At 41.2% G+C, this 26,611-nt stretch carries 28 protein-coding genes; 16 read left to right on the top strand and 12 right to left on the bottom strand.

The window, feature by feature from the left end; translation table 11 throughout:
• Positions 1-191: 191 nt before the first annotated feature.
• The 4 genes from MSKOL_RS17730 to MSKOL_RS20575 all read left to right on the top strand — a co-directional run bounded on the left by MSKOL_RS17730 (position 192) and on the right by MSKOL_RS20575 (position 2,418).
• Positions 192-1,595: an APC family permease gene (locus tag MSKOL_RS17730; RefSeq protein ID WP_048157967.1), complete on the top strand. Its 1,404-nt coding sequence runs from the start codon at positions 192-194 to the stop codon at positions 1,593-1,595.
• Positions 1,582-1,851 (top strand): hypothetical protein, encoded by a 270-nt coding sequence (locus tag MSKOL_RS17735; protein ID WP_048123186.1) that lies wholly within the window; start codon positions 1,582-1,584, stop codon positions 1,849-1,851. Before MSKOL_RS17730 ends, MSKOL_RS17735 begins: the two co-directional genes overlap by 14 nt.
• A 12-nt stretch (positions 1,852-1,863) precedes the next feature.
• Positions 1,864-2,100, top strand: a complete 237-nt coding sequence (locus MSKOL_RS17740) for an efflux RND transporter permease subunit (protein WP_048123188.1) — start codon at positions 1,864-1,866, stop codon at positions 2,098-2,100.
• Between the two features lie 174 nt (positions 2,101-2,274).
• Positions 2,275-2,418 carry a hypothetical protein gene (locus tag MSKOL_RS20575; RefSeq protein WP_156151141.1) on the top strand — a complete coding sequence of 48 codons (144 nt, stop codon included), beginning with the start codon at positions 2,275-2,277 and terminating at the stop codon, positions 2,416-2,418.
• Positions 2,419-2,751: 333 nt separating this feature from the next.
• Here the strand turns inward: MSKOL_RS20575 and MSKOL_RS17745 are convergent, their stop codons facing one another.
• From MSKOL_RS17745 to MSKOL_RS17755, 3 genes are all read right to left on the bottom strand, one after another.
• Positions 2,752-3,774, bottom strand: a complete 1,023-nt coding sequence (locus MSKOL_RS17745) for an AAA family ATPase (RefSeq protein ID WP_048157968.1) — start codon at positions 3,772-3,774, stop codon at positions 2,752-2,754.
• A 69-nt stretch (positions 3,775-3,843) separates the two neighbouring features.
• Entirely contained in the window at positions 3,844-5,544 is a 1,701-nt protein-coding gene (locus MSKOL_RS17750) for a preprotein translocase subunit SecD (protein ID WP_048123191.1), read from the bottom strand.
• The gene (locus tag MSKOL_RS17755; protein WP_048123193.1) at positions 5,541-6,449 is read right to left on the bottom strand and encodes a protein translocase subunit SecF; all 909 of its coding nucleotides are present in this window, start codon (positions 6,447-6,449) and stop codon (positions 5,541-5,543) included. Before MSKOL_RS17755 ends, MSKOL_RS17750 begins: the two co-directional genes overlap by 4 nt.
• A gap of 408 nt (positions 6,450-6,857) precedes the next feature.
• Between MSKOL_RS17755 and MSKOL_RS17760 the strand changes: the two genes are divergently transcribed.
• A complete protein-coding gene (locus tag MSKOL_RS17760; protein ID WP_048123195.1) occupies positions 6,858-7,337 on the top strand; it encodes a cytidine/deoxycytidylate deaminase family protein in 480 nt (159 codons plus the stop codon).
• Positions 7,338-7,595: 258 nt separating this feature from the next.
• Positions 7,596-7,919: a cupin domain-containing protein gene (locus MSKOL_RS17765; protein ID WP_048157969.1), complete on the top strand. Its 324-nt coding sequence runs from the start codon at positions 7,596-7,598 to the stop codon at positions 7,917-7,919.
• A gap of 275 nt (positions 7,920-8,194) precedes the next feature.
• Here MSKOL_RS17765 and MSKOL_RS17770 read toward each other — a convergent pair whose 3' ends face one another.
• A complete protein-coding gene (locus tag MSKOL_RS17770) occupies positions 8,195-8,962 on the bottom strand; it encodes a coenzyme F420-0:L-glutamate ligase (protein WP_048157970.1) in 768 nt (255 codons plus the stop codon).
• Between the two features lie 504 nt (positions 8,963-9,466).
• Between MSKOL_RS17770 and MSKOL_RS17775 the strand changes: the two genes are divergently transcribed.
• Together MSKOL_RS17775 and MSKOL_RS17780 are read left to right on the top strand one after the other, a co-directional pair.
• The gene (locus MSKOL_RS17775) at positions 9,467-9,862 is read left to right on the top strand and encodes a hypothetical protein (RefSeq protein WP_048157971.1); all 396 of its coding nucleotides are present in this window, start codon (positions 9,467-9,469) and stop codon (positions 9,860-9,862) included.
• Between the two features lie 258 nt (positions 9,863-10,120).
• On the top strand, positions 10,121-11,116 hold the full coding sequence (locus tag MSKOL_RS17780) for a cation diffusion facilitator family transporter (protein ID WP_048123202.1): 996 nt from the start codon (positions 10,121-10,123) through the stop codon (positions 11,114-11,116).
• Positions 11,117-11,302: 186 nt separating this feature from the next.
• Here the strand turns inward: MSKOL_RS17780 and MSKOL_RS17785 are convergent, their stop codons facing one another.
• Positions 11,303-11,764, bottom strand: coding sequence for an Hsp20/alpha crystallin family protein (locus tag MSKOL_RS17785; RefSeq protein ID WP_048157972.1), 462 nt, complete (start codon positions 11,762-11,764; stop codon positions 11,303-11,305).
• Positions 11,765-11,988: 224 nt separating this feature from the next.
• Positions 11,989-13,185, bottom strand: a complete 1,197-nt coding sequence (locus tag MSKOL_RS17790; RefSeq protein ID WP_048158456.1) for a cofactor-independent phosphoglycerate mutase — start codon at positions 13,183-13,185, stop codon at positions 11,989-11,991.
• 402 nt (positions 13,186-13,587) lie between these two features.
• Here MSKOL_RS17790 and MSKOL_RS17795 point away from each other — a divergent pair, with 402 nt between their 5' ends.
• Both MSKOL_RS17795 and purM read left to right on the top strand, forming a co-directional pair.
• Positions 13,588-15,006 carry an aspartate kinase gene (locus tag MSKOL_RS17795; RefSeq protein WP_048157973.1) on the top strand — a complete coding sequence of 473 codons (1,419 nt, stop codon included), beginning with the start codon at positions 13,588-13,590 and terminating at the stop codon, positions 15,004-15,006.
• 22 nt (positions 15,007-15,028) lie between these two features.
• On the top strand, positions 15,029-16,030 hold the full coding sequence (purM, locus tag MSKOL_RS17800; protein WP_048124326.1) for a phosphoribosylformylglycinamidine cyclo-ligase: 1,002 nt from the start codon (positions 15,029-15,031) through the stop codon (positions 16,028-16,030).
• A gap of 92 nt (positions 16,031-16,122) precedes the next feature.
• Here the strand turns inward: purM and MSKOL_RS17805 are convergent, their stop codons facing one another.
• Positions 16,123-16,497: a DUF1894 domain-containing protein gene (locus MSKOL_RS17805; RefSeq protein WP_048123209.1), complete on the bottom strand. Its 375-nt coding sequence runs from the start codon at positions 16,495-16,497 to the stop codon at positions 16,123-16,125.
• Positions 16,494-16,952 carry a DUF1890 domain-containing protein gene (locus MSKOL_RS17810; RefSeq protein ID WP_048123211.1) on the bottom strand — a complete coding sequence of 153 codons (459 nt, stop codon included), beginning with the start codon at positions 16,950-16,952 and terminating at the stop codon, positions 16,494-16,496. The genes MSKOL_RS17805 and MSKOL_RS17810 overlap by 4 nt, the downstream gene beginning before the upstream one ends.
• A gap of 757 nt (positions 16,953-17,709) precedes the next feature.
• On the opposite strand from MSKOL_RS17810, the gene MSKOL_RS17815 reads away from it, so the two are divergent.
• Positions 17,710-18,012 carry a DUF1894 domain-containing protein gene (locus MSKOL_RS17815; protein WP_048123213.1) on the top strand — a complete coding sequence of 101 codons (303 nt, stop codon included), beginning with the start codon at positions 17,710-17,712 and terminating at the stop codon, positions 18,010-18,012.
• Between the two features lie 142 nt (positions 18,013-18,154).
• On the opposite strand, the gene MSKOL_RS17820 is transcribed toward MSKOL_RS17815, so the two are convergent.
• On the bottom strand, positions 18,155-18,721 hold the full coding sequence (locus MSKOL_RS17820; RefSeq protein WP_048157974.1) for a hypothetical protein: 567 nt from the start codon (positions 18,719-18,721) through the stop codon (positions 18,155-18,157).
• 111 nt (positions 18,722-18,832) lie between these two features.
• Positions 18,833-19,927 (bottom strand): hypothetical protein, encoded by a 1,095-nt coding sequence (locus tag MSKOL_RS17825; protein WP_048157975.1) that lies wholly within the window; start codon positions 19,925-19,927, stop codon positions 18,833-18,835.
• Positions 19,928-20,281: 354 nt separating this feature from the next.
• On the opposite strand from MSKOL_RS17825, the gene MSKOL_RS17830 reads away from it, so the two are divergent.
• The 5 genes from MSKOL_RS17830 (at position 20,282) to hisC (ending at position 25,255) form a co-directional block, all read left to right on the top strand.
• On the top strand, positions 20,282-20,764 hold the full coding sequence (locus MSKOL_RS17830; RefSeq protein WP_048157976.1) for a PUA domain-containing protein: 483 nt from the start codon (positions 20,282-20,284) through the stop codon (positions 20,762-20,764).
• Between the two features lie 331 nt (positions 20,765-21,095).
• Complete coding sequence (locus MSKOL_RS17835) at positions 21,096-22,298, top strand: polymer-forming cytoskeletal protein (RefSeq protein ID WP_082091190.1); 1,203 nt, start codon at positions 21,096-21,098, stop codon at positions 22,296-22,298.
• A 7-nt stretch (positions 22,299-22,305) separates the two neighbouring features.
• Entirely contained in the window at positions 22,306-22,578 is a 273-nt protein-coding gene (locus tag MSKOL_RS17840) for a hypothetical protein (protein ID WP_048123221.1), read from the top strand.
• A 486-nt stretch (positions 22,579-23,064) separates the two neighbouring features.
• Positions 23,065-24,174 carry an acetylornithine transaminase gene (locus MSKOL_RS17845; protein WP_231592677.1) on the top strand — a complete coding sequence of 370 codons (1,110 nt, stop codon included), beginning with the start codon at positions 23,065-23,067 and terminating at the stop codon, positions 24,172-24,174.
• Complete coding sequence (hisC, locus tag MSKOL_RS17850) at positions 24,155-25,255, top strand: histidinol-phosphate transaminase (RefSeq protein WP_048157978.1); 1,101 nt, start codon at positions 24,155-24,157, stop codon at positions 25,253-25,255. Before MSKOL_RS17845 ends, hisC begins: the two co-directional genes overlap by 20 nt.
• Before the next feature lie 141 nt (positions 25,256-25,396).
• Here hisC and MSKOL_RS17855 read toward each other — a convergent pair whose 3' ends face one another.
• Both MSKOL_RS17855 and MSKOL_RS17860 read right to left on the bottom strand, forming a co-directional pair.
• A complete protein-coding gene (locus MSKOL_RS17855; protein ID WP_197078792.1) occupies positions 25,397-25,792 on the bottom strand; it encodes a dihydroneopterin aldolase family protein in 396 nt (131 codons plus the stop codon).
• 26 nt (positions 25,793-25,818) lie between these two features.
• A complete protein-coding gene (locus MSKOL_RS17860; RefSeq protein WP_048157979.1) occupies positions 25,819-26,610 on the bottom strand; it encodes an archaetidylserine synthase in 792 nt (263 codons plus the stop codon).
• Position 26,611: the final 1 nt, after the last annotated feature.

Below are 26,611 nucleotides of genomic sequence, written 5' to 3' on the forward strand. Positions count from 1 at the left end.
AGACATGTTGCAAATGCTAAGGATTTTTTGAAAAATAACTAAAAAAATATAATAACTTAGTATTAAAAAGGGGATATTAAAATGGATATCTGGACTTTAATAAACGGACTTATATATCTCCTGGCTTTCGGATTGATGGGCTGGGTCTTACTGGATGCCAGTAAGGTTTCAAAAAGAAGAGGCTGATAGACATGTCTGAACATGAGTCTGCCAGCTTAGTGAAAACTCTGAGGCCTTTCCATGTATGGGCTCTAGGAGTTGGTATCGTGCTGGTCGGAGAATACATGGGCTGGAACTTTACCGTTGCAAAAGGAGGCGTTCTCGGGTCTTTGCTTGCCATGCTGGTTGCAGGAACAATGTATGTCATAATCTCCCTCTGTGCCAGTGAACTTGGATCAGCAACCAAACTTGCAGGAGGACCCTATGACTGGGCAAGATTATTTATCGGGCCCGGGGCGGCTGCCAGTGTGGGACTTGCGGTGTATATGGAGTATATAGCCCTTGAAGCGGCAGATGCTATTGTTGTTGCATCCATTTCACAGAGTATCTTCCCGGAGCTGCAGGTTTATCCAGTAACTCTGCTTGTTATTGCACTTCTAACCTTCATTAATTACCGTGGCGTTGTTGCGGCATTAACTCTGAACTTTGTCCTGACCATGATCGCTTTCATTGCAATATTGGCCTTCTTCTTTTCAACTGCCTTTGGGATAGGGGATATTCACCCTGAGTACCTTTTGCAGGGTGCTCTACCAAACGGCATGATAGGCCTCTTTGCAGCTTTACAATTCGGGCCATGGTTCTACTTAGGGATAGAAGGAGCGGCAATGTGCGCAGAAGAGTGCAAACACCCATCAAGGGCAGTGCCTCTTGGACAGCAGGCTGGAATGATTACTCTGCTCATAGGAGCAGCAATGACCCTCTACTTATGTGCAGTGCTGATCCCCGCCGATCTACTTGGAGTTTCAGTTTATCCGCTTTTTGAGGCTGCACAGAACAGTGGGATCTTTATCTTTGTTGCCCTGCTGGGGCTTGGAACATTTCTGACATGTGTTGCCAGTGCAAACGGCTGCGTTTGTGACTCCTCACGCTCCTGGTTTGCGCTCTCAAGAGACAATTACGTGTCTTCCTGGTTCTCAGCAGTGCATCCGAAGTATAACACTCCATACAGAGCAGTAATCTTCACGATGCCTGTTGCAATCGGCTTTGCATTCAGCGGTTATCTTGACCAGGTAATTACTTTCTCAATTGTTTCGGGGCTGCTTTGCTACGTTTTGATTCCTTTCTCCCTGATACGCTTCAGAAAACTCTTCCCGGAGACTACAAGTAAAGTCAGGCCTTTTGTAGGTCCTCTTCAGCCGTATATTGCATATTTTGCAATTTCAATCGCAATTACGATTCTTTCAACGCTGTTCTGGGGCTACAAGTATAACCTGATCTTCGCTTTTGTATTCTACGGTATTGCGTACTTCTATTTCAGCCACAAACACAAGAAATCAAACATTGAAAATAACTGGGCTGAAATGGGCTGGCCCTCACCCAAAGGATCGGAAAATAGAAGAATTAAGAAGGAGGCGACGGGCATTGGAGACGAATGATCAGGCACTGGAAAGCAAATATCACAGCAAACTTACCGGAGATACGTCTCTCGTAGTAGGCATGCTTGTTTTGCTCATATGTGTGGAAGGATTTCTAGCATACAGGATTCTCTCCGAGACATGGGAGATTGCTTCAGGTTTCTTCTACCTCTACGTAATCTTCATAGGACTGATCATTTTGATCGAGACCATAGGGTGCCTGAAGGTGAGAGAATCAATCAAAACCCACATGTTCGAGTTCAAATATTATGATTGAGGAGACAGAAGTATGGCAGAAAAGAGCATTATGGCAGAAGTCTTTGACATCTTATTTATCTTCGTGCTTGCCTTTGCCTGTGTGGTAATTCCTACAGAAATCCAGGGAGCAGTACTCGTTTCCTGGGAAGAAGGAGGATCTGGGATAGGCTTTGTCTGGGACCCTGTTGGTTTCTTCAGCCTCTTGCTGGTGATAGTTGCTTTCTTTGTTGTGATTTTATATCATTCAGTAAAGCACTATAAATACTGAAAAAAAAGTTTAATAGAATGACTGCCTGAAGGAATCGTTCAGGCAGACAACCTTTTTTAAAATTAAGGCCGAATATCATCTTTTTCAATCGTACTTCATGATTCTATTCTGCCATGTGAGCATGACCTCCCTGAAAAGAGGGAGTTCTTCAGGGAGTAATGGAGGGATTTATTTGTGGATTTTAGAAAAGGCCCGATCTGGCATATACTCAAGGAAGTCCAGGCTCTGAACCACCTTCAGGAAGTACAGCACATCACACTGGATGTTCTGAACCCTAAGGTCCATACCTCGTTTAAAAAGTGTAACGGAGCCCCTTAACTCCTTAGAAGCTTGAGATTCTGGCCTATCTACAATAAAAAATAAAAGCTAATTGTATATATAATTTACCATGTTAATTTTGATTAAATGGTTAAAATATAAGTAGTTTTTTATTTTATGATAACTCTAAAGAGAAGCATATATATAGTATTTTAAAAAGGAAGGAAAGTAGAGATAAAAACAGGATTCTCGACCACAAAATCAGTAGAGAGTCGAGCTTTCACAGACACATAAGACACAAAAAGGCAGAAAAAGCAGTAAAAAGCAGTAAAAATTGACAAAAAGCAGTAAAAAGACAGCGAAAGAAAGCAGAAGGAAAAACGACCCTAAAAATTAGGAAAGAGAAGAGATCAGTTTCTCAAGCTGGATTCTCTCATTGGCAGCATCCTTAAGATGGGCATCGGCTTCGGAAATTTTCACAATAATCCGGGCAATGTCTGTATCCGCTTCTCCCGAATCTGCGAGAGCTTCGGAAAGCCTTTCAAGAATCTCGACTCCTAAAAGCCCTTTTTCAACTATCATCTCATCAAGGAGCTTCCTTCCTCTGGAAAAATCTCCAGCAAGAGCCGCAGAAAGCAAATTGTCAATATTTTCATCCCTGCCCAGAGTAACCTCATACACCATCTCTTCAGTAATAACAGGATCTTGTGCAACCAAAGAAGCAAGCTGTAGAGTCTGCACTGCCTTTGCAACATTTCCCTTCGCAGAATAAAGGATTGCATCAAATGCGCCTTCCGAAAGCTGTAACTTTTCAGCACAGCAGATTTTCTCAAGATGAGTTTTCAGAACCGTGTCCAGAACATATGTGAAAAAAATTTGAAGACCTCTTGAGCGGAGCGGAGCAATAAGTTTGGAAGGTTTGGTAGTGGAAAGAATAAACCGGCATGTTGCACTGTACTTTTCCATAATTCGCCTTAGAGCATGCTGTGAATCAGAATTCAGGGACTCAGCATTGTCGATGTAGATTAACTTGTAATCGGCATCCAGCGATGCCATTCCAGCATATTCATTGATAATTTCCTTGAAAATATCAATGACACTTTTATAGATTTTCTTTGGGTCATCAGTACCCAGAAAACGCACGAAACGCTTGTCTCGGACAAGATAGCGCTTTCCCTGGTCAAAAAAATCTGAAGCATTGAAGTATGCAAAATTGTTTTTCCAGGTACGCCCATAGAGCTGTCTGGCAAGAGCAAGAGCTGCTGTCGTTTTTCCGGAATTTTCAGGGCCGTAGAAAATAAGGTGGGGAAGAGTCCCGGACTGGGCAAGTTCGGAAAGCGTGGCTACAGCATGTTCGTTTCCAAGCATTTCCTTCAGGGTACCCGCCCTGTATTTCAAAGTCCAGAGATCCTGCATACATTCCACCTTGATTTTTGACTCCTGGATACCAATCAACCTCAAAGAACTTTACTTTTCGCTCAATACTTATTCAGTTATGCTTGCAGTTCCGTTTTCATCTACGTTCAAAAGTTCCTTTATTACTATACCATAAACCGGCCTTGCGATAACCACACCAATTAAGACCCCAATGATGGTAGTAATTGCAAAGCCCTTCAAAGTACCAAAGCCCATTACAACCAGAGGGGACAGGGCAATTATGTTTGTGGCGGCTGCTCCTAAAATGATTGTAAAAGCCTTTGTTATCCTGGATTTAAAAACCCTTGTTGGAGGGAGTTTGCCTTCGGAAAGCACTTCATCTGTGATAATCACAAGGTGGTCAATCCCAGTACCTATGGAAGCTATAACACCTGCAATTGACGCCAGGTCAAGCTGCCACCCTATCAGTGCTGCAACTCCGAGGATCATGATAACTTCACTGGTAGAAGTTCCAACCATGGGTATCAGAATTTCAGGCCTCCTGTACTTGAAGTAAACCACGGCTGCCACCCCAATCAGGGAAATCAAACCTATAATCAGGGCTGCAGTCTTGAACTGCGCTCCGAGACCTGCATCCACATGTCCTGAACCTACAAGCTCTACATTGACAGGAAGAGCTCCTGCTCGAAGGTGAACCTGAAGTGCTGTAGCTTCGGTTTTTGCAGCATCATCAGTACCCGTGGAAGCTTCCCAGGAATAAATTGGACCTTCTCGCAGTTTTTCGGCTGCAGAGTAACTTAAAGGAGCTCCATAAATTTCAACTCCATCAAGATACATCATCAGGTAATGAGAATCAGGATCGTCAATTGCTCCGGTTTCGAGTGCAACTTTCTGGAGTGTCCGAGCTCCGTCATCATCCAGGGTGAAAGGAGTATGCCACTGTTCATCATGGAAGCTTGGAACTCCCACACTTACAATCGAATCGCCGTAAAGGACATGTTCGGTTTCATTTCCAGTTGTCTGAATCCGGATCTCAAACTTCCCAGGTTTTTCAGCTATTTCCTTAGCAGTTGCCAAGTCAATGCCTGCAAAATCAATAAGGATGTATTTGTCCCCTACGGTTCTTACAGGAATATCTTTGATACCCAGAGAGTTCAGCTTATCACTTAGGATCTCCTTTGTCAGGTCTCTGGTATCGGTGCTTACTCCTTCTTCGTAGGTTGAAGTCCCATCTTCGTTCTTGTGGATCGAACCTCCAACCTTTTCCAGTAGAGACTCAAGCTTTTGTTCCGTGACTGCAGTCCTGATTTCATAGACAGTTCCGTCCTCATCACTCTGGGCCATTACTTCTGCATCAAGGGCTTTTGACAGGTACGACTGGATGAGACCTTCCTTGCTGGTATCAGAGATAGTTACCTGAGTTGTGCTCCCACTCAGCTTGTCCACACTTATCGTGCCAAGATACTCAAGCTGGGATGCGCTGACAGTCCCAGATGTTGTAAAGGTGACAGATTTATTGGCAGAGCCGCCGGCATCAAGGGTATTTTTTGTGATCTCAATAGGGGCTCCAATTATAGGCTCTACAATTCCGCTGACTAATTTTCCGGAATCTACATCTACCTGGGCAAGTGCTCCTTCCAGTTGTATCTGGAGCCAGGACCCACCTTCCAGATCAAGTCCAAAATTAAGATTAGAAGTTGTCCCTTTTCCGGGGGTATAGCCTGGGTGAATAGCCACTATAGAGCCAAGAAGGATTAAAATAAAGATAATGACTCTTGGATTTTTAAGAAGGCTTTTTTTGTCGCTCATCTGTTATACCTCCCTCTGAATTCGGGTTTCATCGCATACCATCGTAAAATTCCCGTATTCAGGAGCCAGGTATTCATCATGTCTGCAATAAGTCCCGCAATCAGCACAATTGAGATCTGCGAAAGCAGAGTAATCTGTGTGAATGAGGAAATGACAAGATAGGAGAAAGTTGAGACTATGTACATGGACACAAGCGCTGCAAGGGTTGTAGTAGTCATGGTGATACCTGTATGCATCGCCTTGGAAACTTTCTCTTCTACCGTACCCCGGCGTTTAATTACCCTGTTTGTGAGCAGGATATCACTGTCTACAGAATAACCGATAAGCATAAGCAACGCCGCAAGTGTTCCCAGGGAAAGTTCAATCCCTGCAACTCTCATGAAAGCAGCTGCAATAGCAATATCTGAAAATGCAGAAAGTATCACTGCACAGGAAGGAACAAAAGTCCTGAAGAGCAGGAATACCACAATTCCCATTCCTATAAAGGAAATAATTAGGGCTTCTAGGGCCTGTACCTGCAGAGTCTTGCCGTAAATAGGCCCAACTTGCTGAATCTGCACATTGGAATATTTGTGACTCGTAATATCCTTTTCAAGCTGACGCTGCTGCTCATCATCCATGATCCCAAACTGCATGATAACCCTGCTTCCGGTCTGCCGGACATCGGTGATGGGGTAAGAAGAATACGTTTTTTCAAGTACAGCAGGAGAATCAGTCGTTTCTATCGAAATCTGAGTACCGCCCTGGAAATCCATTCCCAGTTTTACCGGCGATCCGCTACTCACAAAGGAAACTAGCAGTATTGCTAAAGAAACTGCGAGTATCGCAAGGGGGAGGGCCAGCAACTGGCGGTCATCATGACTTTTCACGAAATTATCTAAAATTTCGGCCAAACCTGTTGCCATAATTTAATACTCCGGATGCGTGTATCTATTATTTTATTGAACCTATCCGAACAGCTCATTACATCCAGATATATAATCCTGATGTATAATTCAGAACACGAAGTTTATAATCAAGTTTATTGAAAATCTTGAATTTACTCTGCTATTCGGGTTCAGGTAACGGGGGATAACGTTCTGGATGTTTTAATATTATAAATAAGTATATATAAACAAGCATGTTAGAAACAAATTAGTGTTATAAATAAGTTAATTTGTTTTACCTCTGTATTCTCACAGATTATATTAACTCTTCCTCTAGCAATTCTTCTCTATATACCGTTTAATTTATTCCACTTAAAAGTAACTCTTAAAAATGGTACAGACTTTAACGTCACAGCTATATATACCAGTTACTGTTCATTAAAAATAATGACCCAAAGACCTTCAATTGATGAGTACTTTCTTGAAATCGCCTTTGTAGTAGGCAAACGGGCCACATGCCTCCGAAAGAATGTGGGAGCTGTTATCGTACGAGATAAAAGAATCCTCGCAACCGGATATAATGGGGCACCTAGCGGCATGGACCACTGTCTTGAAATTGGGTGTATCAGGGATCTGGAAAAGATTCCTTCAGGCACAAGACAGGAAAAGTGCAGGGCAGTGCATGCAGAACAGAATGCAATTATCCAGGCTGCAATCCATGGGGTAAGCATAGCAGGCGCAACCATTTACTGTACACACCAGCCCTGTATCCTTTGCGCAAAAATGCTTATCAACTCGAACATCAAAAGAGTAGTATACGCAACTTACTATCCCGACAACGATTCACTTGAGTTTTTTAGGGACGCGGGTGTGAAAGTGGAATATATACCTTTTGAACTAAAAAGCGAGACTTCAAGCGTGAACTGAACTTACTGAGTTTAAGAATCTCCTGCTCTCACGCTTGCAGAAGAATATTTATATAATGAGTTTAAAAATAGTTTAACTGTTTATGGTTCAGTTATTTAAGATCTTGATATAAAAGAACGTAAAAACACTTTAGGGAGATACCTTACCTAGAAATCATAAAAGATCGAAAGTCTGGCGTGACTAGATTTTATCCGCTCAAAAATTTGTCAGATGGCTAGATAGGCTATATGGACTTATAGAAGAGTAAGAGGTGGAACAATGTCTGAAGAATTAAAAGCCAGAGTATTAAGGATAGAAACTTTGATTGATTATCAGGAAGGAGCCGTTGTAAGCAGAGAAATTATCCTTAAGAATACCGGAACCGTAACTATATTTGCCTTCGATAAAGGTGAGGGACTGAGCGAGCATACTGCTCCTTTTGACGCCATGGTTCAAATAACAGCTGGAAAGGCAGAAATCACAATCTCGGGAAATAAAAATGTTCTGGAGAAAGGGGACATGATTATAATGCCTGCCAACGAACCCCATTCACTCCATGCCCTGGAAAGGTTCAAAATGATTCTAACTATGATCCGCTCTTAATACTATTGAGTCCCATTTCACATTGCAGCAAGTTGTTTTTCATCCAGGTAAGTCGAGACACGGAATCAAACTCCCGAGACTCTAACATTATATAAAATTGAAGTTATGATATTTCTAACTCAATATCTAAGCTCTGAAGTTTACTTTTTTAATTAGGTTCTTTTCATTCAGCTATTTTCATTCAGCTATTTTCATTCAGCTATTTTCATTCAGCTATTTTCATTCAGCTATTTTCATTCAGCTATTTTCATTCAGCTATTTTCATTCAGCTATTTTCATTCAACTTTTTTTTGAAGGCAGCGAAGTCCTTTTTTAATTACGTCCAGTTCTTCAGGACGATACATTTCCTTTATAAAGGTCTCTTCTTCACAATAATAATCAAAACCACGAATTAAAACTACGGGAGTTCCGCCTGCCCCTTCGCCCATCAGAAGATTTGCGGCACCTGCAAGTTCATCGGCAACTGCTTCCTCTGTAACCTCAAGGACTTTTCCGAAGAGATCTTTTTCTCCAATCCAGTGCTTTACAGGCTTCATCTTGTAAATTCCTATGGCAGCGCCGGTCTGCCCTATTTTAAAAGCTCTCCCGTTTGTATCTGTGACAATCACACTTAACTTTTTCCCGCTCAACTTTTCAAGCTCCTGCCCGAGCCTTGAAGCACTGGCATCTGGATTTACCGGAGGATAGAGCAAAAATCCGTCTTCAATATTTGATTCGTCAACCCCTGCATTTACGCAGGTATGCCCTGCTAGAGTTGTCACAAGCATAAATGGCTTTTCCACAAGCACCTCCCTGCTCCGGGAAAGTACGGCCTGGATAAACCTCGCATCTTTTCCGTTTCGGGATGCCATCTCAAGTGCTATTTTCCCTGGAGTAATATCTTCTAGCCTGAAGACCTCCCCTTCAGCTTTAGCAACGATGGTCGAGGCAACGATAACAATGTCACTGTCCTGAAGTTCCAGATTATCACAAATGATCGAGGGCAGATTGTCCCCAGTATGTATAAGGGGGATATTCTCAACGGTTATGGCTTCGAATTTCAAGTCTTTTCCTCAGAAAGCTTTGAGTTAATAAGAGTACCTGAATTTTGTGCAATTAGATACAGAAGATAGGGGCATAATTCATTGAATGAATAATTTGCAGCAGTAAAGGCAGTAACCATAAATAAGACCACCGATATACTTTATCTTGCGGCGATGATGAGAGTTACCCCAACTGAGCAAAAGATGATGAGAACAATTTCCTGATGCCGCGCTTTTCACCTATTAGCATGAAAATACTGCTATCTGCAAGCACTTTCATTGATTGTGCATGTTATTCAAAGAATATCATGTTTGTTTTCGGCAGACCTTAGTTTTTCAGTTTACTTTATTTTTCCAACTTACTTTATTTCCCAACTTACTTTATTTCCCAACTTACTTTATTTCTCAACTTACTTTATTTTCGATCTTGTTTAGTTATCAATAATATGTTTCTCTAGGGAGCAAAGTTAAGAGCTTTTAAAAGCTTTTATCTGCTTGCAAATTGTTTTTTATAAGGGTGTTAAAATGGACCAGTATGACCTGAACGAAATTATAGAAAAAATAAAGGAAAAAATCCCTTTCGAGTTAAAGGACAACGAACGAAGCAGAATCTGGAGTTTAAGAGTAATTATAAGTAAGCTGTACTACGCCCTGGAATATGAGAAAGACCCTCAAGCCACCAGGCAAAAGGTAACTCAGCTTCTTCTTTATCACGGGCAGTTTAGTAAAGAAGAAATCGACAAGACATTTCAAGCATCAGCAAAAGAAACTACTAAATATTCAATAGAATTTCTAAAACAGCACCCTGAGGTTGCACAGGCTGAAGCCAGAAAAAGTAAAGAATTTCCTGAAGAAGGAGAAGAAGGAGAGAAAGAAGAGAAAATAAAGGAAATAAAATATATTTTTCCGCATTACTGCTGAGAGCCTATGGTGTTTTTCAATTCTGTATTTTATAAGAGTGATAATTATATAAGTGTCCGAAATATTAAAGTTGAGTAAACCTGCAAAAACCGATTCTAAGCCATATAAGCTCCTTAACCAGGTGATAGATACCCTTATATCTCTTGATTGCTAATTTATATGCTCTGGTTTAATAGTATAACAATATATATTGAAATATAAGATCTCAAAGAATAATATCTCAAATATATTCAAATAGTAAAGACAATATGAGAAATTATGGAAAGTGCTGGAGATACAAATAAAGAGACTCTTTTTAGTTATGAGGATAATGACGATACACGGTACTCCCGAGCGTCTCATGTAACAAAAGTCTCGATGCTTTTAAACTTTTTATTGACAACTTTTAAGTTTGCAGCTGGGATCCTTGGTAATAGTTCAGCAATGATAGCGGATGCAGCTCATTCACTATCAGACTTTATAACTGATATCGCAGTGATTGTAGGTTTAAAAATCGCTAAAAAACCAAGGGACAGCACACATAATTATGGACATGGGAAAATTGAGACTTTAGCTGCCGCATTTATTGGCCTTGTACTTATTGCGGCTGCTTTTGGAATATTCTGGGGCGGTCTTCAGAAAGTTATTACTTTTTATCAGGGAGAGAGTCTGCCAGAGCCAAGTAAAATCGCTCTTGCTGCAGCAGCCATTTCAATTGTGTTAAAAGAATGGCTATACCGCTACACTATAGAATGCGGTCGAGAACTTAAGAGTGATGCGGTAATTGCAAATGCCTGGGATCACCGTTCGGATGCTCTCTCCTCTGTAGGAACCATGCTAGGAATAGGAGGCGCGATCTTTCTTGGAGGCAAGTGGGTAGTGCTTGATCCACTAGCTGCAATTGTATTAAGTTTCTTTATCTTTAAAGTGGCATTTGATGTTTCTTACAAAAACCTCAATGAACTGCTGGAAGCTTCGCTTGATTCGGAGACTTACAGAAATATTGAACGAGTCCTTGATTCGACTGAAGGTGTCTTAGGCTTCCATGAGCTAAAAACCCGAAAAATAGGGAATGCCATGGCTGCAGATGTCCATATTGAGGTAGACCGGGATTTAAATATCGTAGATGCACATGAAATCTCAACGCAGATAGAAAACAGGCTAAAAGAGGTCTGCGGCAGTAACGGTCACTTTTCGATTCATGTGGAGCCATGTCCTGACTCCAAATACTATGATAAGAACACATCCAGAACAAATAATAGAACCAGATTATGAAAATTAAGAGTCGGATTGATTGAAAATCAGAGTGAGTAAAAATCAGAGTGAGTGAAAATCAGAATGAGTGAAAATCAGAATGAGTGAAGTTGGAAAATCAACAAGAAAAATTCAAAATAGACAGGCTGCGGTTTTCTTTCGCAGTCTGAAATTAAATTTAATATTATACTTTTCGCTTCGAAAAGCTTACTCAATAGCTATTTTCTTTGTCGGCTCTTCCAATTGCATTTTCGGCAGCGTTATTTTCAGGACACCATTTTCCATTTTTGCAGTGCTTCCCTCTTCCTTAACGCTCGCAGGCAAGCGAACAGTCCTATAAAATTGAGTATATGCTCTCTCCCGGCGCAGGTACCCTTCTTCCTCAGTCTCTTTTTCCTTCCCGGTCTTTGCACTGATCTCAAGCATGTCTTCTTTAAGGTTAATCTGAACATCCTCTTTATTAATGCCAGGCAGGTCGGTAGTAACTACAAGTTTGTCGTCTTCTTCCTTAATGTCGATAGCAGGAGTGTATACTTTTCCGCCTCCCCATTCTTCCATCGGCATAAAGTCTTCAAACAACTGATTGAGGCGCTCTTGTGTCCTTCTTATTTCTTCAAAAGGATCCCAGCGTGCAGGTCCTGATAATGATCTTCTCATAGGCCATCTCATACAAAAATCCCCCTTAGTTAAAATGATAACACAGCTTTTATGTGCTATTCTGAATATATTGAGAAAGGATATATATGTTTTCCTGAGCAATTTCACACAAACTTAGTACAAAAAAGAGCCAGTATGATAAAAGAAAAAAAATCCGAAAATCCAGAGCAGAGGATTTTCTGGAAATTAGGATGCTGAACAAATAGAAGCATCGAATGGAAAACGAGAAAAAGCAGTTATTTAGCCTTCACAAGTATTCCTATAAGATCCGAAGCTTTTACAAGGCCAAGAGAACCTTTTTTAGCCGATTCCTCATCGAAAGTCTCTGCGCTATCAGATTCCGTATTATCAGTTCTGTAGACTGCAAAAGGAACCGGATCTCGAGCATGAGTTTTTATGGAAATAGGAGTTGGATGATCAGGCAGTACGAGAATTGTAAAAGGCTCGTCTGAAGCCATCGCATGCTTAAGAATAGGAACTACAATTCGGCTATCGAAATCTTCAACAGCTTTTAACTTTTTATCAATGCTCCCTTCATGCCCGGCTTCATCCGGAGCTTCCACATGGACAAAAACAAGGTCCCTGGTTTTCAGAACCTCGATTGCAGCACTGGCTTTTCCTTCATAATTGGTATCCAGATAACCGGTTGCTCCCTGAACTTCAATTATATCCATTCCTGCATAAACTCCAATGCCTTTCAGAAGATCGACTGCCGAAATAACTGCTCCAGTTTTTCCATATAGTTCTTGAAATGGCGTAAACTTCGGAGCATATCCCTGGCCCCAGACCCAGATTGAATTTGCGGGATTCTTACCCTCTTCAATCCTTTTCAGATTAACCGGATGCAGTTCAAGAACGATCATAGATTTTTTCATCAGATCGGAAAAGAAATCTCCGTCTTTTCCTCCTGGCAGATATTCCTCAATTTTCTTTCCAGTAATATCATGCGGGGGAGTGCACTCTGTTTCAGCTCCCAGATTATTTTTGGCGACCAGAAGATGCCTGTAGCTGATTCCCGGATTAAAGCTCAGTTCTTCATTACCGAGTTCCGCATCAAGGGTTTCAATGAGAATTCTAGCTTCTTCACTACTGATATGCCCTGCGCTGTAGTCTTTTATTCTCCTATGCTCAATAGTCACAAGATTGCATCTGAAAGCCACATCATCAGATGCAAGAGCAACACCCATACTGGCAGCCTCCAGAGGAGCCCTACCAGAGTAATATACTGCTGGATCGTACCCGAGAATAGACATGTTTGCGACATCACTCCCGGGGTGAAGTTCATCAGGTATCGTTTTTGCAAGCCCTATTTTTCCATGGGCTGCGATATAATCCATAGCAGGGGTTCGGGCTGCCTGGAGAATGGTCTTTCCACCCAGTTTCTCTATTGGGTAATCAGCCATTCCGTCTCCTATAAGTACAGCGTATTTCATTGCTTCATCTCTTTCCAAATATCTTAGTCTTTCATCTCGGGAATTAAATATAATATTTTCTACCAGATCCAGATTACTTAGATTTATCGGGTATTTGCCAGCAGGTTTTTGTGCTGATCTGGAGATTAATTTCTAATCCATTTTACACAAACGTTATAATATAGTATCCATATCCTATACAGAACAGGTTCTCAGCATAAAATGTATTAAGTGACGAAAGAGCCGATATATATCTTTCTCTACAAAAAAATCATGCTATTGAAAGCAATCTGCAAACCCGCAGAAATTTTGGAGAACTATTAATTCCAATCTGAATAATCAGTGAAGATAACCAAAACTATTATCAACAGTTTAAGTAAATGGTGTGAGAATAATCAGTTAACGACAAAACGTGATCCGATCATGAAAATTGTAATGAAATTTGGAGGAACTTCCGTTGGGGACGGAAAAAAAATCCGTCATGTTGCCCAGCTTCTAAAGGGGTACCGTGAAGAAGGCAACCAGATCGTGGTAGTAACCTCAGCGCTCGGTGGAGTAACCGATGAGCTTCTGGAAAATGCACTCTTTGCCTCAACAAAAGGCAAAGTCGCCCTTGTGAAAGAATTTAAAACAGAAATCACAAACAAACACCACGAGGCCGTGAAGGATGCCATTGATGATCCAACAGTCGCTAAAGAAGTTATCCAGACACTTGACCTTCGCATTGACGAGCTCGAAAAAGCCCTGATCGGAATCTGCTATCTTGGTGAGCTTACTTCAAGGTCAATTGACTACATTTGCTCTTATGGAGAGCGCCTGGCTGCTCCGATTGTGTCAGGGGCTATCCGTTCCCTTGGAATTTCATCAACTGAATTCACAGGTGGAGAAGCAGGGATTATAACATCATCGGATTACGGGAATGCAAGGCCTCTTGAGAAAACTTACGAACTTGTGAATAAGAGGCTTGGATGCAGACTCGAGACACAGATTCTTGTAGTTACGGGATTTATCGGAGAAAACGAAGAAGGAATTATTACCACTCTGGGAAGAAGCGGCTCTGACTTTACAGCTTCTATTCTGGGCGCAGCTTTGAAAGCCGACGAGATCTGGCTCTGGAAAGAAGTAAACGGTATCATGACTACCGATCCGCGAATAGTGCCAGAGGCAAAAACTATCCCGCAAATCTCTTATGCCGAAGCCATGGAACTTTCTTACTTCGGGGCAAACGTACTGCACCCGCGCACGATTGAGCCGGCTATGCGCGAACACATTCCTGTGCGTGTCAAGAATACATTTGAGCCTGAGCTACCTGGCACGCTCGTAGTTGCGGAAAAGTTCCAGTGCAAGAATGTAGTAAAAGCCGTAAGCCTGATCAAAAACGTGGCTCTCATCAATATTTCAGGCGCAGAGATGGTAGGATCTGTCGGAACTGTAGCAAGACTCTTCACAGTACTTGCAAAGTCAGGCGTTAATGTTATTATGATAAGCCAGGGCTCGTCCGAATCAAATATCTCTTTCGTGATCAGTGAAGCACATGTGGAAACTGCATTAAAAGCCCTGCATGAAGAGTTCAACCGCGGAATCGTAAAAGAAATCACGTCAGACAAAGATGTCTGTGTAGTTGCAGTCGTGGGTGCAGGTATGGCAGGGACTCCAGGCGTAGCAAAACGGGTATTCGGAGCGCTTGGGAACTCACTGATTAATATCATCATGATCAGCCAGGGCTCTTCCCAGTACAATATCTCTTTCGTAGTGCGGGAAGATGATGCATTTGCTGCAGTCAAGACCCTGCACGATGAATTTGAACTATATAACGGAAACGGAATTGAAAAAAAGCTATAAAGCAGGCAGGGAGGGGCAAAAGATGAGTGAAAAACACTTAACGTACGCGGATTCAGGCGTAGATATTACAAAGGAAGAAAAAACCGTCAAGACCCTTATCGAAAAACTGAGCTATGTTCGAAAAGGTATAGGAGCCCCCCTTACAGGAATAGGGCATTATGCAGGGCTTCTGGACTTCGGAGAATATGCCCTTGCCCTGACAACTGATGGGGTAGGCTCAAAAGTTCTTATTGCAAACGAAATGCAGCGGTGGAATACAGTAGGCATAGACTGTATCGCAATGAATGTGAATGACCTTCTAGCCATAGGGGCCGAACCTGTAGCCTTTGTAGATTATCTTGCCCTGGAAAAGCATGAAGAAGGCTTTGCCGCCCAGATCGGGGAAGGACTGGTTAATGGCGCGGAAATATCCAGGATGTCCATCGTTGGTGGAGAAACTGCAACCCTGCCCGAGATAATTAAAGGTTTTGACCTTGCAGGTACATGCCTTGGAATTGTCCGGAAAGAACAGATTGTTGAGGGAGAGAAAGTAAGGGTAGGTGACGTGATTGTAGGTGTCCCAAGCACAGGCGTTCACAGCAACGGCTATACCCTTGTAAGGAAAATCATTGAGGAATCCAGGTACTCTTATCACGACCCCTGTCCCTATGACAATTCAAAAACGATCGGAAACGAGCTCCTAACCCCAACAAGAATTTATATTGAGATTCTTGATGTCCTGAAGGCATGTGAAGTCCATGGGCTTGCCCACATAACAGGCAGCGGACTTTTGAAACTGAGAAGAGTGACAAAACTCGGTTTTGATTTTTACGATCCTCTTGAACCACAGGAAATTTTCAAATTCTTGCAGAAGGAAGGCGGAGTCGAGGATCTTGAAATGTACAGAACCTTCAATATGGGTATGGGTTTTCTTGTTATCTTGCCGGAAAAAGATGCTGCAAAAGCTGCAGAAATTACCGGTGGAAAAATCGTAGGAAAAATTGTGGAAAGCGGTATCAGGGTAAAAGACCTGGTAATAGAGTGAAAAATGTATAAGATTCTATAAAGGATTCGATTTTGAAAGCCAATTTAGAGGAAGAGTAAGATTTTCTTCCTCTATGGTCAACTTTTCAGATTTTAGTTTTTCCACATATCTCCATAGCTGGATAAAGATGTCCTGGAACTTTCAGCAGGTTTACTTTTCTTCGCTGAAGGCGTTACTTTTTCTTTCTCTGCATCCCTGAGCCGATTGATCTCTTTTATGCTGTCTTCGTCGTCTATGCTCAGGACAAAGCTACCATGGCACGGCTTTGTATAGGGGAAGACCAGAGCATTGCCTTTTACACCCATTGCAATGGGCGGTATTCCGATTATATAATAATCTTTGAAGATTTTATATCCAGGAGATACATAGTAAACCTCGTCCGAGTTTTTCTCAATATACTCTCTGGCCTCCTTGAAGCTTGTTTTTTGCAGGTGGATTGTGTACTTCATTTGCTCAATACAGCTCATTTAACGATCTCCTCCATAACCTTATCCAGCTTGTTCTTGAGACGAACGGGGTTGTGAACGTCCTGTGCGACAATCTTTTCACAGTCGAACTCTATGGTTTCGGCCAGAACCTCGGCATTTCTGCCAAAGACTATTGAATACATTCTGGCCTGGGAAATGGAGCTCATGGTCGTTGCATAAGTCATTCCTGCATCGTTATGCATAAAGGCAAAGCACATATCGAAATCCGTTCTTTTTTCAATGACGTCTACTATAGTTTTGTCGAGATCTACCAGCTTTTTTACATAATAGCCGTCGGAATCGGAGACTTTCAAAAGCTTGCTTGCGGCAGTTGTCCCGGCAACGGTTACATCAAATCCCAGTTTAGTCAGTTTATGGGAAAGATATAATGCAATGCTGGTTTGAATCGGAACCTCTGGACATCCCATCATGAGGAGCACTTTTGCGCCGGTCATAATATTTCATCTCTTAGGTATTTTATCTGTAAGATTAGGGTTTATCCTGAATTTTAATCTTTGCAATCAATATTTGAATTGAAATTCTTGAAATCGAGACAGTATTGATAGTTTAAGAACTCTTCCCAAAATCAACCATATTCGTAAAAAAATGAGAATATTTTAGAAACAATTTTTATAATCTGAAGCTCAATTATTATTCAGAATATAGGATTCTGAGAAATTGTCTTGAGTTTTTAGATCAGCTTCAATACATCTTCCAACTTTCTATTCCCAATATATCTAAAGCATTATTTAACAAGCCTATTTAGACCTAAAGCATTGTTTAACAAGCCTATTAGATCTAAAGCATTATTTAACAAGCCTATATTGTCAAATTTATATTAAATTGTCAATAGAGGTTAAAACTGTTTAGTCAAGACGAATATGCATTCGCCTGCAAGCATTCCAAAAATTATAAAAGAACAATTATATAAATAATATGAATCAAGTTTATAGTGTTTGTACAGAACTCTCTTTGGTATGAAAGTCCTTTGGCACGAAAGCCCTGTCAAGTACTTTTGACCGCAGATTGAAACGATAATAGTTTGTTTGTGCCTGTTATTCATAGAATTTAAAATTCGCTTTTCAAAATGAGTTGCCTCTTATACCATCGACTCATATTTTAACATGAGTTAAACTAACGGCCATTTGAAGCATGGACAGCTATCAGAATATTCCTGGATATATCTAGAAAAAAACAATAAAGGGTACAAAAATGGTATGTTTAAGCGGATATAACTATGAGGTTCTCCTGAAGAATACAACCCTCGAAGAGTGTGAAAAACTCATTATGGAGAATTCAGAGGATGTATACCTCGTACCTGGCGGGTACAAAGTAAGAGATCTCATGCTCATGGGTACAGTTTCCCCTGTTGGCTTTTCAGGAAGCGATATTATATTTCAGTTCACAAAGCCCTGCTTCGGCTTATTTGTGCTCAAACTGAAAAACGAAACCGAAGAAATAGAGAGGCTTAGGAACCAGTACAAAATAGATAAAAATGTAAAAAAGATTAAATGAGGAGACCTTTTATTATTTTCGGGGTTTTTAATTGATTGCAGTCAATTGCTAGCGGAATTAATGGTAAATTTTGGCGATTCCAGAAGATATTAAAAGTGTCAATCTTTATGTTTAATTCTGATTTTTTAATTTAAATTTTATTTTAGGGTTTTACCTTTTTTGTACATGCGACCCTGCATTCAAAGAATTCGGATGAAGGAAGCTCGTGTATTGTGGTTGCAACGACCATACCTTCTCCAACTTCTTTTACGACCATTATCGGCCTGCTCCTGTCATCAGTTAATACCACATCACCGTCGGTTTCCGTGAAGTAACCGTCACATCCTACAGGAGGATCGATATTTTCCACCAGCTTTTGGGCTTCGTGCTGACCCACAGGCTGAGGCGTGCATGGGTTTTCTTCCATTACGTATTTTAGAGAAAAAGGAAGCCACTCGTATTCGTATTTTGGGACAAGAGGGCTGAAAACAAGAAGAGTCCCTCCTTTTGTCACAAACTTTTCAAGGGAACGTTTACCGCGTTCAAGTCCTGCGCCTGTTTTCGTATACTGTTTATTTGCAAAACCTGTCGGCAAAACCAGAACCTTGCAGGCAGGAAGATAAGGAGTACCAAGGGACGTTGAGAGTGCACGAGTGCATTCAAGCCCATATTCCACAAACAGTTTTTCAAAGAGAAGAGGGCCGTCCCAGAGCAAAATTACGTCACTCATGAAAAAGGATAGGAGAATCCCACATATGAATTTATCTATCTTACTGAATATCAGAGAATTATGGAAGTTAAGGTGAATATTCAGCAGCAGAGATCCAGGGTTCGAGATCCATTATTCCACAGAAAAGTCGGCTGAACTAAGGTTTTTTCCGAACTCGAACAAAATCATATGTGGGCTGGTGGTGACTTTAAAAGAGTAGTTAATTGACGTGAAAACAGTAGAGTAATATTTTGTAAGAGAGTCACATACTTTTCTATCAGAATAGTCGTGAATAAGTTTCACATATTCTTTGCCCTTTTCCGTGCAAATTTCTATATCACTTCCGATACCATCCGTGAGATAAATTTCTTTGAAAATAACAATATGCTCGGCAAGGGTGAAGGCTGTCGGGGGATTTCCTGTAATCAACTCAAAATTTCTTTTCAATTCAGCTACGGATGGAAGATCTCCTGAAACAAAAGCCTCGAAAGTTTTTCTTTGCATGCTAAGCCGCTGATAATTCTGCTGCCTGTAGGTTTTGATAAGATTCTTCCAGAACTCCGGCTTTTTTTGAATTTCCCGGAAAGTACTTTCCATACATCCAAAGTTTTCCTCAAGCCCTTTAGGAACTTTTTGAAAATCAAGAAACTCGAACCTTTTAAAGTAGACCTTTGTTACGTTTGATTTGCAGAATAGACCCTGAACATCCAGTTTCATCTGTTTTGCCAGATAAAGAGCCAGGCTATGGGCCATAATTTCCCTGAAGCAGGGGTTTCCGTTTGAGAGAGTCAGACTTGCAGTTTCAGGCTCAGGGCCCTGACTGTACTCTGCATCGACCTTAATTTTCCAGCCCATTTTCTCGTTGAGCAAATTTATATAACTGACAACATCAGGGATTCGTTTAATTTTATAAGGGTTAATTATTTCATATACAGTTGATTCGTCGATTAATAACCCTGAAGTGTTTTTAACAAGCCATTCAAAAAGAGTATGATGAACAAGCAGGAATTCTTCTTCCTCAATCAGTCCATTACGAAATTCTGCATTCTGTGAGCCCTTACGTGAAGATTTTTCCTCATTTTCATCGTTTTTCCCAGCCAGGGTGAGAGAGGCAGTTTCGATAGTATCCCTTATTGCCGCACTTAAGTTTCCATTATTTTTTTCCAGAAAGGGCTTTAATTTATCCACATAACACTGGTCAATAGAGATATTCTTTCGGACTATCAAGCGGATTCCCTCTCTTGCCTTCTTGAGACTGTAAGCAGCTCAAAGTTCTTGATATACGCATGTTTTCATTTTCGTAAACCCGATAATAGATTGTTGCTTATACTTCTTAATATTTTTGCTAGATTAGGGAGCAAAAAAACAGACAGTAAAATAAAAAAATTTACAGTGTCAAAAGAAAAAAACAATTTCATTAGGCCAAAAAATTAAATTATTTAGAGAAAGACAGAAAGCTCAAATGTAATAATAATAGACTAAAAATATAGAATATGTAATAAATAAAGAACGTAGAATTACGGTCACAAAATATCAGGATAACCGGAACGGCTTTAAGGTCTGCATATATTACGTACTCTCATGAATAATGACACCGAAAGACTTGCTAGAGTCCGTATGATAGCAGACTACCAGTTTGGGAAAGGCATCGGAAAAGAACTTTTTCCTGATGGTTCAACGTTCCAGTTATCCAGGACAAAAAGAGTGCGCCAGGTCTTACACTCTGGAAAACGTATGGCTACAGCAAGAGCAAAGGATGGGTTTTTTACCCTCAGTATTGAAGGAGCTTCCATCGTTCACAGGCTTTTGCCAGGAAAGAAGCTCAGGGTCGTCATCTCAGAGGAAGCTGCTCCTTTTGTGGAGAAAGGTAAAACCGCTTTTATAAAACACGTCGTTGAAATTGATCCTGAACTGAGGGCCGGAGAAGAAGTACTTGTGACAGATGAGACTAACAGGCTGCTTGCAACAGGGCAACTGCTTCTGTCTCCTGCGGAGATTCTGGCTCTCAACAGTGGTGCAGCTGTGGATGTAAGAGTAGGAGTGGCTTCGAAAAAAGAAAGGTGAATCCAGGAATTAGAAAAACTTATGAGATATAAAAGAGACATTGGAAAAGAGAATAGAGAAAAAGTGTTAAGTTTTATGCTAAATATCGACGCTTTTTAAATTTTACACAAATTTACATATAGTTAAATATGATATAAAATGCTACTTATATTGCTCAAATATTCTTATAATGAGCGGATAAAATGAATAAGAATATATCATAGATAGTAATTTTTGAATGAATGCCATTTAAAAAAACGGATTTTAAAAGGCAGCTTCAATCCTGAAGTCTAAGTATATAAAGAAATAAGATTTTCAAGAAATAAAGCCAAAGATAACAGTTTCCCGGAGAGTGAGCACTATTTCAGAGTCAGAAGAGATTCTAAAATACTTCCTGGTTCCAGATAACACCAGAATCGAAGCAAACAAAATTACAGTCGAGGGAGACGTTATTGTCGGCAATCACTCTAATATTGAATACAATATAATCGGCGATACTGTCATTATGGGAGAAGGAGTGGTCGTCTCAGGGGATATTGCGGCCAGTAACGATATCAGGATTGACATGTGGTCAAAACTGGGTAACCGGGTAGAGGTTGGAGGAAACGCCTACCTGGGAGAATTTGTAACCATTGACGGGAAACTGCTCGTACAGGGAGACCTGGACGTAGGAAAAGAAGTTAAAATCCGGGGAGGGTTTGAAGCCAAGGGATGGATATTGGTAAGAAATCCGATCCCTGTAATTATCTTTCTATTTCTTTACATAAAGGAAATGATGCGTCTCGGCAAAGGCGAAGAGATTGAAAAAGCCGTAGAAGAACTTTTTGAGGATTCTGAGGACATACAGAGCTTTGAAAGGAAAGAGCCCGCTGAAAAAGTACTGATTGTACCAGCTGACTCAAAGCTTTCCCATGAAACTATTGAGATTGATGGGGAAGCCATTATAGGAAAAAACTGCCTGATAACAGGAAATATTCGAGCACAGGCTGTCTCTACAGGGGAAAACCTGACCTTTAAGGGAAGTATTTACTCAGAAGGCAAGATCTTCATCGGTGAAAATTGCACTGTCTATGGCAATCTTTCTTCAAAAGGAGATGTGCAGATTGGCAGGAACAGTCGAGTTTTCGGTGGAGTAAAAGCCAACTCGGTCTTACTGCTTGAAAACGCGAGGGTAGACGGTACTATAAAAGCCCCTTCGGGAGTATCTTTCTTAAGGGATGCTGCAGAAATGCCTGTTCTTGCAGAGGTCAATGCTTTAGGGAAATTAATTATGGGCAAGACTCATGAATTGCCCGAAAATGAGACTCAGGACAAACCTGAAAAGGAACCTCAGGACGAACCTGAAAAGGAACCTCAGGACAAAATCAAAAAAGAGTCCCGGGATGAACCCGTAAAGCCCCTGAATGTGATGGAAATTGGTTCACCTGCCAAATTGAGTGCGAATGTTTTTGTACCTGGCAGAAAAAGAAAAACGGCCAGAACAAGGGCCCTGGAAAGAACCAGACACTTCACAGGAGCCAGGACTCACAGAAAGGAACAAAAGTCCGAAGAGTAATCTGAGAGTGATTAATCCGACCCGAGTCCTTTCGTATGTCCTTGACACCCAGGAAAATTCCGAATTTCCTCTGACCAAAGTCTTCAGCTTAATTTTCGTTAAAGATATGGCAAATCTTACCCTGCGAGGGTGTGAGCTAATGCTTTTGGGAAAAAGAATTGCGGAAAAAATGTCTTCGGAAAAAATTTCTTTTTTGAGAAAGAGCAGTAACATTCATAGGGAATCAGGGAATTATCTGGGCTTTGGAGATGAAAGAGCAGAACTCAACTCTGAAATTTAACTGTAAACTTTTTGAACCCTCAAAAGAAAATGCTCTCAAAAATCTTAATATCTTAATATCTTAATAATACATTCATTTTGAGCTAGTTGGGCTCCAGATTTAGATATAACTCTAAAATAACCATAATTAGTTTGAAACAACCAGAATTAGTTCGAAATAACTAGAATTTGGTCAAAATAACCATAATTAGGTTAAAATAACCAGAATTAGGTTAAAATAACCAGAATTAATTCGAAATAACCAGAATTAGATTAAAATAACCAGAATTAATTCGAAATAACTAGAATTCGTTTAAAAGAAGTAGAATTAGGTAAAAATATTCCAGACTTTACTCGTTAAACTTTCCGATCAGTTTAAAGGAACAAATTTCATGAAGGGATCCAATTGACAGAGAACGTTGCAGAGCCTGAAAATCTACAGGTTACAGAGCCTGAGAATTTACAGGCAAAATACGATTCAATTATAGAAAAAGATTCAAAATATGTAATGCAGACTTATGGTCGTCAGCCCCTTGTACTTTCAGAAGGAAAGGGAGCGGTTGTCCGGGATATTTACGGAAAAGAGTATATTGACTGTGTAGCAGGAATTGCAGTAAACAATGTTGGACACTGCCACCCGGCTGTTGTCAGGGCAATCCAGGCCCAGGCTGAAAAGCTGCTGCACGTTTCTAATATTTATTACACTGAGATTCAGGCTGAACTTGCAGAAGCCCTTGTTTCGGTTACAGGAATGGAACGCGTTTTTTTCTGTAATTCAGGAGCTGAAGCCGTAGAGGCTGCGATGAAACTGGCCCGTATGGCTTCCGGAAAAAGTGCCTTTGTAGCTGCTGAACACTCCTTCCACGGAAGGACTATAGGGGCACTCAGCGTAACCCACAAGAGCATTTACAGGGACCCTTTCATGCCGCCTGTAAGTTCCGAAACTACTTTTGTCCCGTACTCCGATGCTGACGCTATCAGGAAGGCTATTTCGGAAAACACGGCAGCCGTGATCCTTGAACCCATTCAAGGAGAAGGCGGAGTTAATATTCCGGATCCCGGATACCTTAAAGAGGTCAGGGAAATCTGTGACGAAACCGGAACTTTCCTTATCTTTGATGAAGTGCAGACAGGCTTTGGAAGGACAGGTACATGGTTCTGTAAAGATCAGTTCGGAGTAGAACCCGATATCATGAGCATGGCAAAAGCAATAGGTGGAGGCTTTCCGATGGGCGCGATCACAGCAAGGGAGGGGCTAAGCTTTGGGCGCGGACAGCACGCTTCTACTTTCGGAGGCGGGCCGCTTGCCTGTGCAGCTGCACTCGCTTCAATTGAGGCAATAAAGGAAGAAGGACTCCTTAAGCGCTCAAAAGAGAACGGGGCTTATTTCATGGGAAAGCTCAGGAATATGGAAAGGGAAGATGTTGTAGAAGTCCGTGGAAAAGGGCTCATGATAGGAGTAGAGGTAAACCATCCCTGCAGCAATTTCGTGGACTTTGCAAGGGAACATGGAGTGCTTGTAAATTGCACATCGGAATCGGTGCTCCGTCTGGTTCCCCCACTTGTGATTACAAAAGAACAGATCGATAAGGTAGTTGATGTTCTTGAGCAGGCCTGAATTGATAAAAAAAGAAATATTTGATATCGCAGAGTACGTTCCAGGGAAATCCATTGAAGAAATCGCTTCTGCCTATGGGCTTGACCCGGCTTCAATTATTAAACTCGGCTCAAATGAAAACCCGCTTGGGCCCTCTCCAAAAGCTGTTCAGGCCCTAGTAGACACAGCTCCCTCAGCAAACATTTACCCCTCAGCAGACGCGATTGAACTAAGGGAGGCCCTCTCGAAATACACAGGTTTCCCGGTTTCAAACCTCGTAGCCTCAGGGCCGGGAATGGACGGGCTACTTGACGGGCTTTGTAGGCTGGTTATTGAAAAAGGAGACGAAGTCATTGTTCCTACTCCTACTTTTGCCTATTACGAACTTCCGGCACGGGCATGCGGAGGAAAGCCGGTCTTTGTCAGGAGAAGCCAGGACTTCTCGATAGATCCTGAAAAGATTCTGGAAGCTACATCCAGCAGGACAAAGATAATCTTCCTCTGCTCTCCCAATAATCCCTCAGGCAACCTCCTTCCCGAAAATGATCTGAGGAAAATACTTGAAAATACCAGAGCTCTTGTGTTCGTTGACGAGGCATATGTCGAATTTGCGGACAGGAACCTTGCAGGGCTTGTAAGGGAATACGATAATCTTGTTGTGGGCAGAACCTTTTCCAAGGTATTTGGGCTCGCAGGCTTGCGCCTGGGCTATGGAATCATGCCCGAATGGCTGGCAAAAGAGTATATAAGAGCAGCAACACCGTTTTCAGTAAGTCTTCCGGCTTTAAAAGCAGGAATAGCTGCCCTTTCAGATGCCGAACACCACAAAAGAAGCGTAGAAATCGCAAGAGAAGGCAGGAAATACCTGAAAGAAAAAATTCCCTTTAAGGTTTATCCTTCCCAGGCAAACTTCGTACTTGTGGATGTTTCTCCTATGAAAGCAAAAACCGTTACACAGAATCTCATGAAAAAGGGAATTATTGTACGTTCCTGTGATTCTTTCAGGGAGGCTGGAGATACGCTTATAAGGGTAACAGCTGGAACTCCGGAACAGAATGAAAAAGTTATCAGGGCTTTTGAAACTGTAAAGAAAGAGGGTTAAAAGCCTTAATTTCTTTACTTTAAGTTCTATTTTTACGTTGAGTTATGTTTTATGTTAAGATCTGTTTTTTTACTTTAATCCGTTTTCTACTTTACTCCGTTTTCTATTTTAATCCGTTTTCTATTTTAGAGGCTATCTATTTCAAACGTTTATCTCTTCGATTTCTAGAATTTTCATCAGCGGATAATTCAACTCGGAGTTATATTCCATTCCGACTTTTATCTTTGAAGAGCCGTATCTTACAGTTATTTTTACATTAAGCATAGGCCCCTGAAGCTCAGAATAACCGAATTCATCATTCAACTTGCCTTTCAACATATCTCTATCAATTTTTACGGAAATTTCTTCCACGTAGGGCTGGACTGAAATGCTTTCCTGGATAGCCTGTTCAAGGCTTGAAACAGTATTTAAATTTACAGGAGAACCCGTAAATTGATGGTAAAGGGCTCCTAGTTTTATTCCTGCCTCAAAAAGTGCGTTATCTCTATCAGTTGCTTTTTCTTGGACCAAACAAATCACTTCCTTCTTGGAATTCATTAATTGACGTTTCGGACAAATTGGTTTTATTGTTTTTCTTTCCCGATTCTCAGTCCTTTATTTCGATATTCCTTATTACCCAGGTTGCTTAAGACAGGGACTTTAAAAAAAGGAGAAAAGATGTAGATCAACATCAGGATAAAAGGCAGGATCGAGAAAATTCGCATATATTCGATATTATACAGGTAGAGAAGCATAGTTATTCCAAAAATGGAAGCTATGAAAACGAGAACCCTGACATTCTTGATCTTCGGATAATTTACCGAACTCACCATAAGAATAGAGAGACAAAGGGTAAGTGCTAGAAGAAAGTCTATCTTGACAAGGTTTTCGCTTAACAACATGTATGTAACAAGCATAACGCAGCCTGCAGTTATGGGAAGGCCTTCAAATCCAGTTTTACTGGCAGCTATGGAATTGAAGCGTGCGAGCCTGAGCACACCGCAGATAGCATAGAAAACCGGAAATACCGCAACAAGAGGGTCTGGATCTCCCACAAGAGGGTTTATTTGTCCAAACTGCAAGTATATGAGAAGAGCAGGAGCTACCCCAAAAGAAACTGCATCTGCCAGGGAATCAAGTTGTTCCCCGAGTTCTCCTCCTTTAAACCTCCTGGCAATGTACCCATCCGCCCCATCTGCAATTGCTGCAACAAGAAGTAAGATCAAAGCCAGGACAAAACCATTATGGTTTGCCCCAGTTTGAAGTGTGGCAGCCTGGACTGTAGCCTGAGCAGCTACTGCAATTGAGCCGATTCCACAGATAAGGTTCAAAAGAGAGACCAGGTCCGGGAGTCTTAACATTTGAAATACGTTCATG

Source organism: Methanosarcina sp. Kolksee, from assembly GCF_000969945.1.
Classification (GTDB): Archaea; Halobacteriota; Methanosarcinia; order Methanosarcinales; family Methanosarcinaceae; genus Methanosarcina; species Methanosarcina vacuolata.

Coding starts and splice junctions, on each gene's coding strand:
- MSKOL_RS17730 (WP_048157967.1), top strand. CDS start 192: ATGTCTGAACATGAGTCTGCCAGCTTAGTGAAAACTCTGAGGCCTTTC.
- MSKOL_RS17740 (WP_048123188.1), top strand. CDS start 1,864: ATGGCAGAAAAGAGCATTATGGCAGAAGTCTTTGACATCTTATTTATC.
- MSKOL_RS17745 (WP_048157968.1), bottom strand. CDS start 3,774: ATGCAGGATCTCTGGACTTTGAAATACAGGGCGGGTACCCTGAAGGAA.
- MSKOL_RS17750 (WP_048123191.1), bottom strand. CDS start 5,544: ATGAGCGACAAAAAAAGCCTTCTTAAAAATCCAAGAGTCATTATCTTT.
- MSKOL_RS17755 (WP_048123193.1), bottom strand. CDS start 6,449: ATGGCAACAGGTTTGGCCGAAATTTTAGATAATTTCGTGAAAAGTCAT.
- MSKOL_RS17760 (WP_048123195.1), top strand. CDS start 6,858: ATGACCCAAAGACCTTCAATTGATGAGTACTTTCTTGAAATCGCCTTT.
- MSKOL_RS17765 (WP_048157969.1), top strand. CDS start 7,596: ATGTCTGAAGAATTAAAAGCCAGAGTATTAAGGATAGAAACTTTGATT.
- MSKOL_RS17775 (WP_048157971.1), top strand. CDS start 9,467: ATGGACCAGTATGACCTGAACGAAATTATAGAAAAAATAAAGGAAAAA.
- MSKOL_RS17780 (WP_048123202.1), top strand. CDS start 10,121: ATGGAAAGTGCTGGAGATACAAATAAAGAGACTCTTTTTAGTTATGAG.
- MSKOL_RS17785 (WP_048157972.1), bottom strand. CDS start 11,764: ATGAGATGGCCTATGAGAAGATCATTATCAGGACCTGCACGCTGGGAT.
- MSKOL_RS17790 (WP_048158456.1), bottom strand. CDS start 13,185: ATGAAATACGCTGTACTTATAGGAGACGGAATGGCTGATTACCCAATA.
- MSKOL_RS17795 (WP_048157973.1), top strand. CDS start 13,588: ATGAAAATTGTAATGAAATTTGGAGGAACTTCCGTTGGGGACGGAAAA.
- purM (WP_048124326.1), top strand. CDS start 15,029: ATGAGTGAAAAACACTTAACGTACGCGGATTCAGGCGTAGATATTACA.
- MSKOL_RS17805 (WP_048123209.1), bottom strand. CDS start 16,497: ATGAGCTGTATTGAGCAAATGAAGTACACAATCCACCTGCAAAAAACA.
- MSKOL_RS17810 (WP_048123211.1), bottom strand. CDS start 16,952: ATGACCGGCGCAAAAGTGCTCCTCATGATGGGATGTCCAGAGGTTCCG.
- MSKOL_RS17815 (WP_048123213.1), top strand. CDS start 17,710: ATGGTATGTTTAAGCGGATATAACTATGAGGTTCTCCTGAAGAATACA.
- MSKOL_RS17820 (WP_048157974.1), bottom strand. CDS start 18,721: ATGAGTGACGTAATTTTGCTCTGGGACGGCCCTCTTCTCTTTGAAAAA.
- MSKOL_RS17830 (WP_048157976.1), top strand. CDS start 20,282: ATGAATAATGACACCGAAAGACTTGCTAGAGTCCGTATGATAGCAGAC.
- MSKOL_RS17845 (WP_231592677.1), top strand. CDS start 23,065: ATGCAGACTTATGGTCGTCAGCCCCTTGTACTTTCAGAAGGAAAGGGA.
- hisC (WP_048157978.1), top strand. CDS start 24,155: ATGTTCTTGAGCAGGCCTGAATTGATAAAAAAAGAAATATTTGATATC.
- MSKOL_RS17855 (WP_197078792.1), bottom strand. CDS start 25,792: ATGAATTCCAAGAAGGAAGTGATTTGTTTGGTCCAAGAAAAAGCAACT.
- MSKOL_RS17860 (WP_048157979.1), bottom strand. CDS start 26,610: ATGAACGTATTTCAAATGTTAAGACTCCCGGACCTGGTCTCTCTTTTG.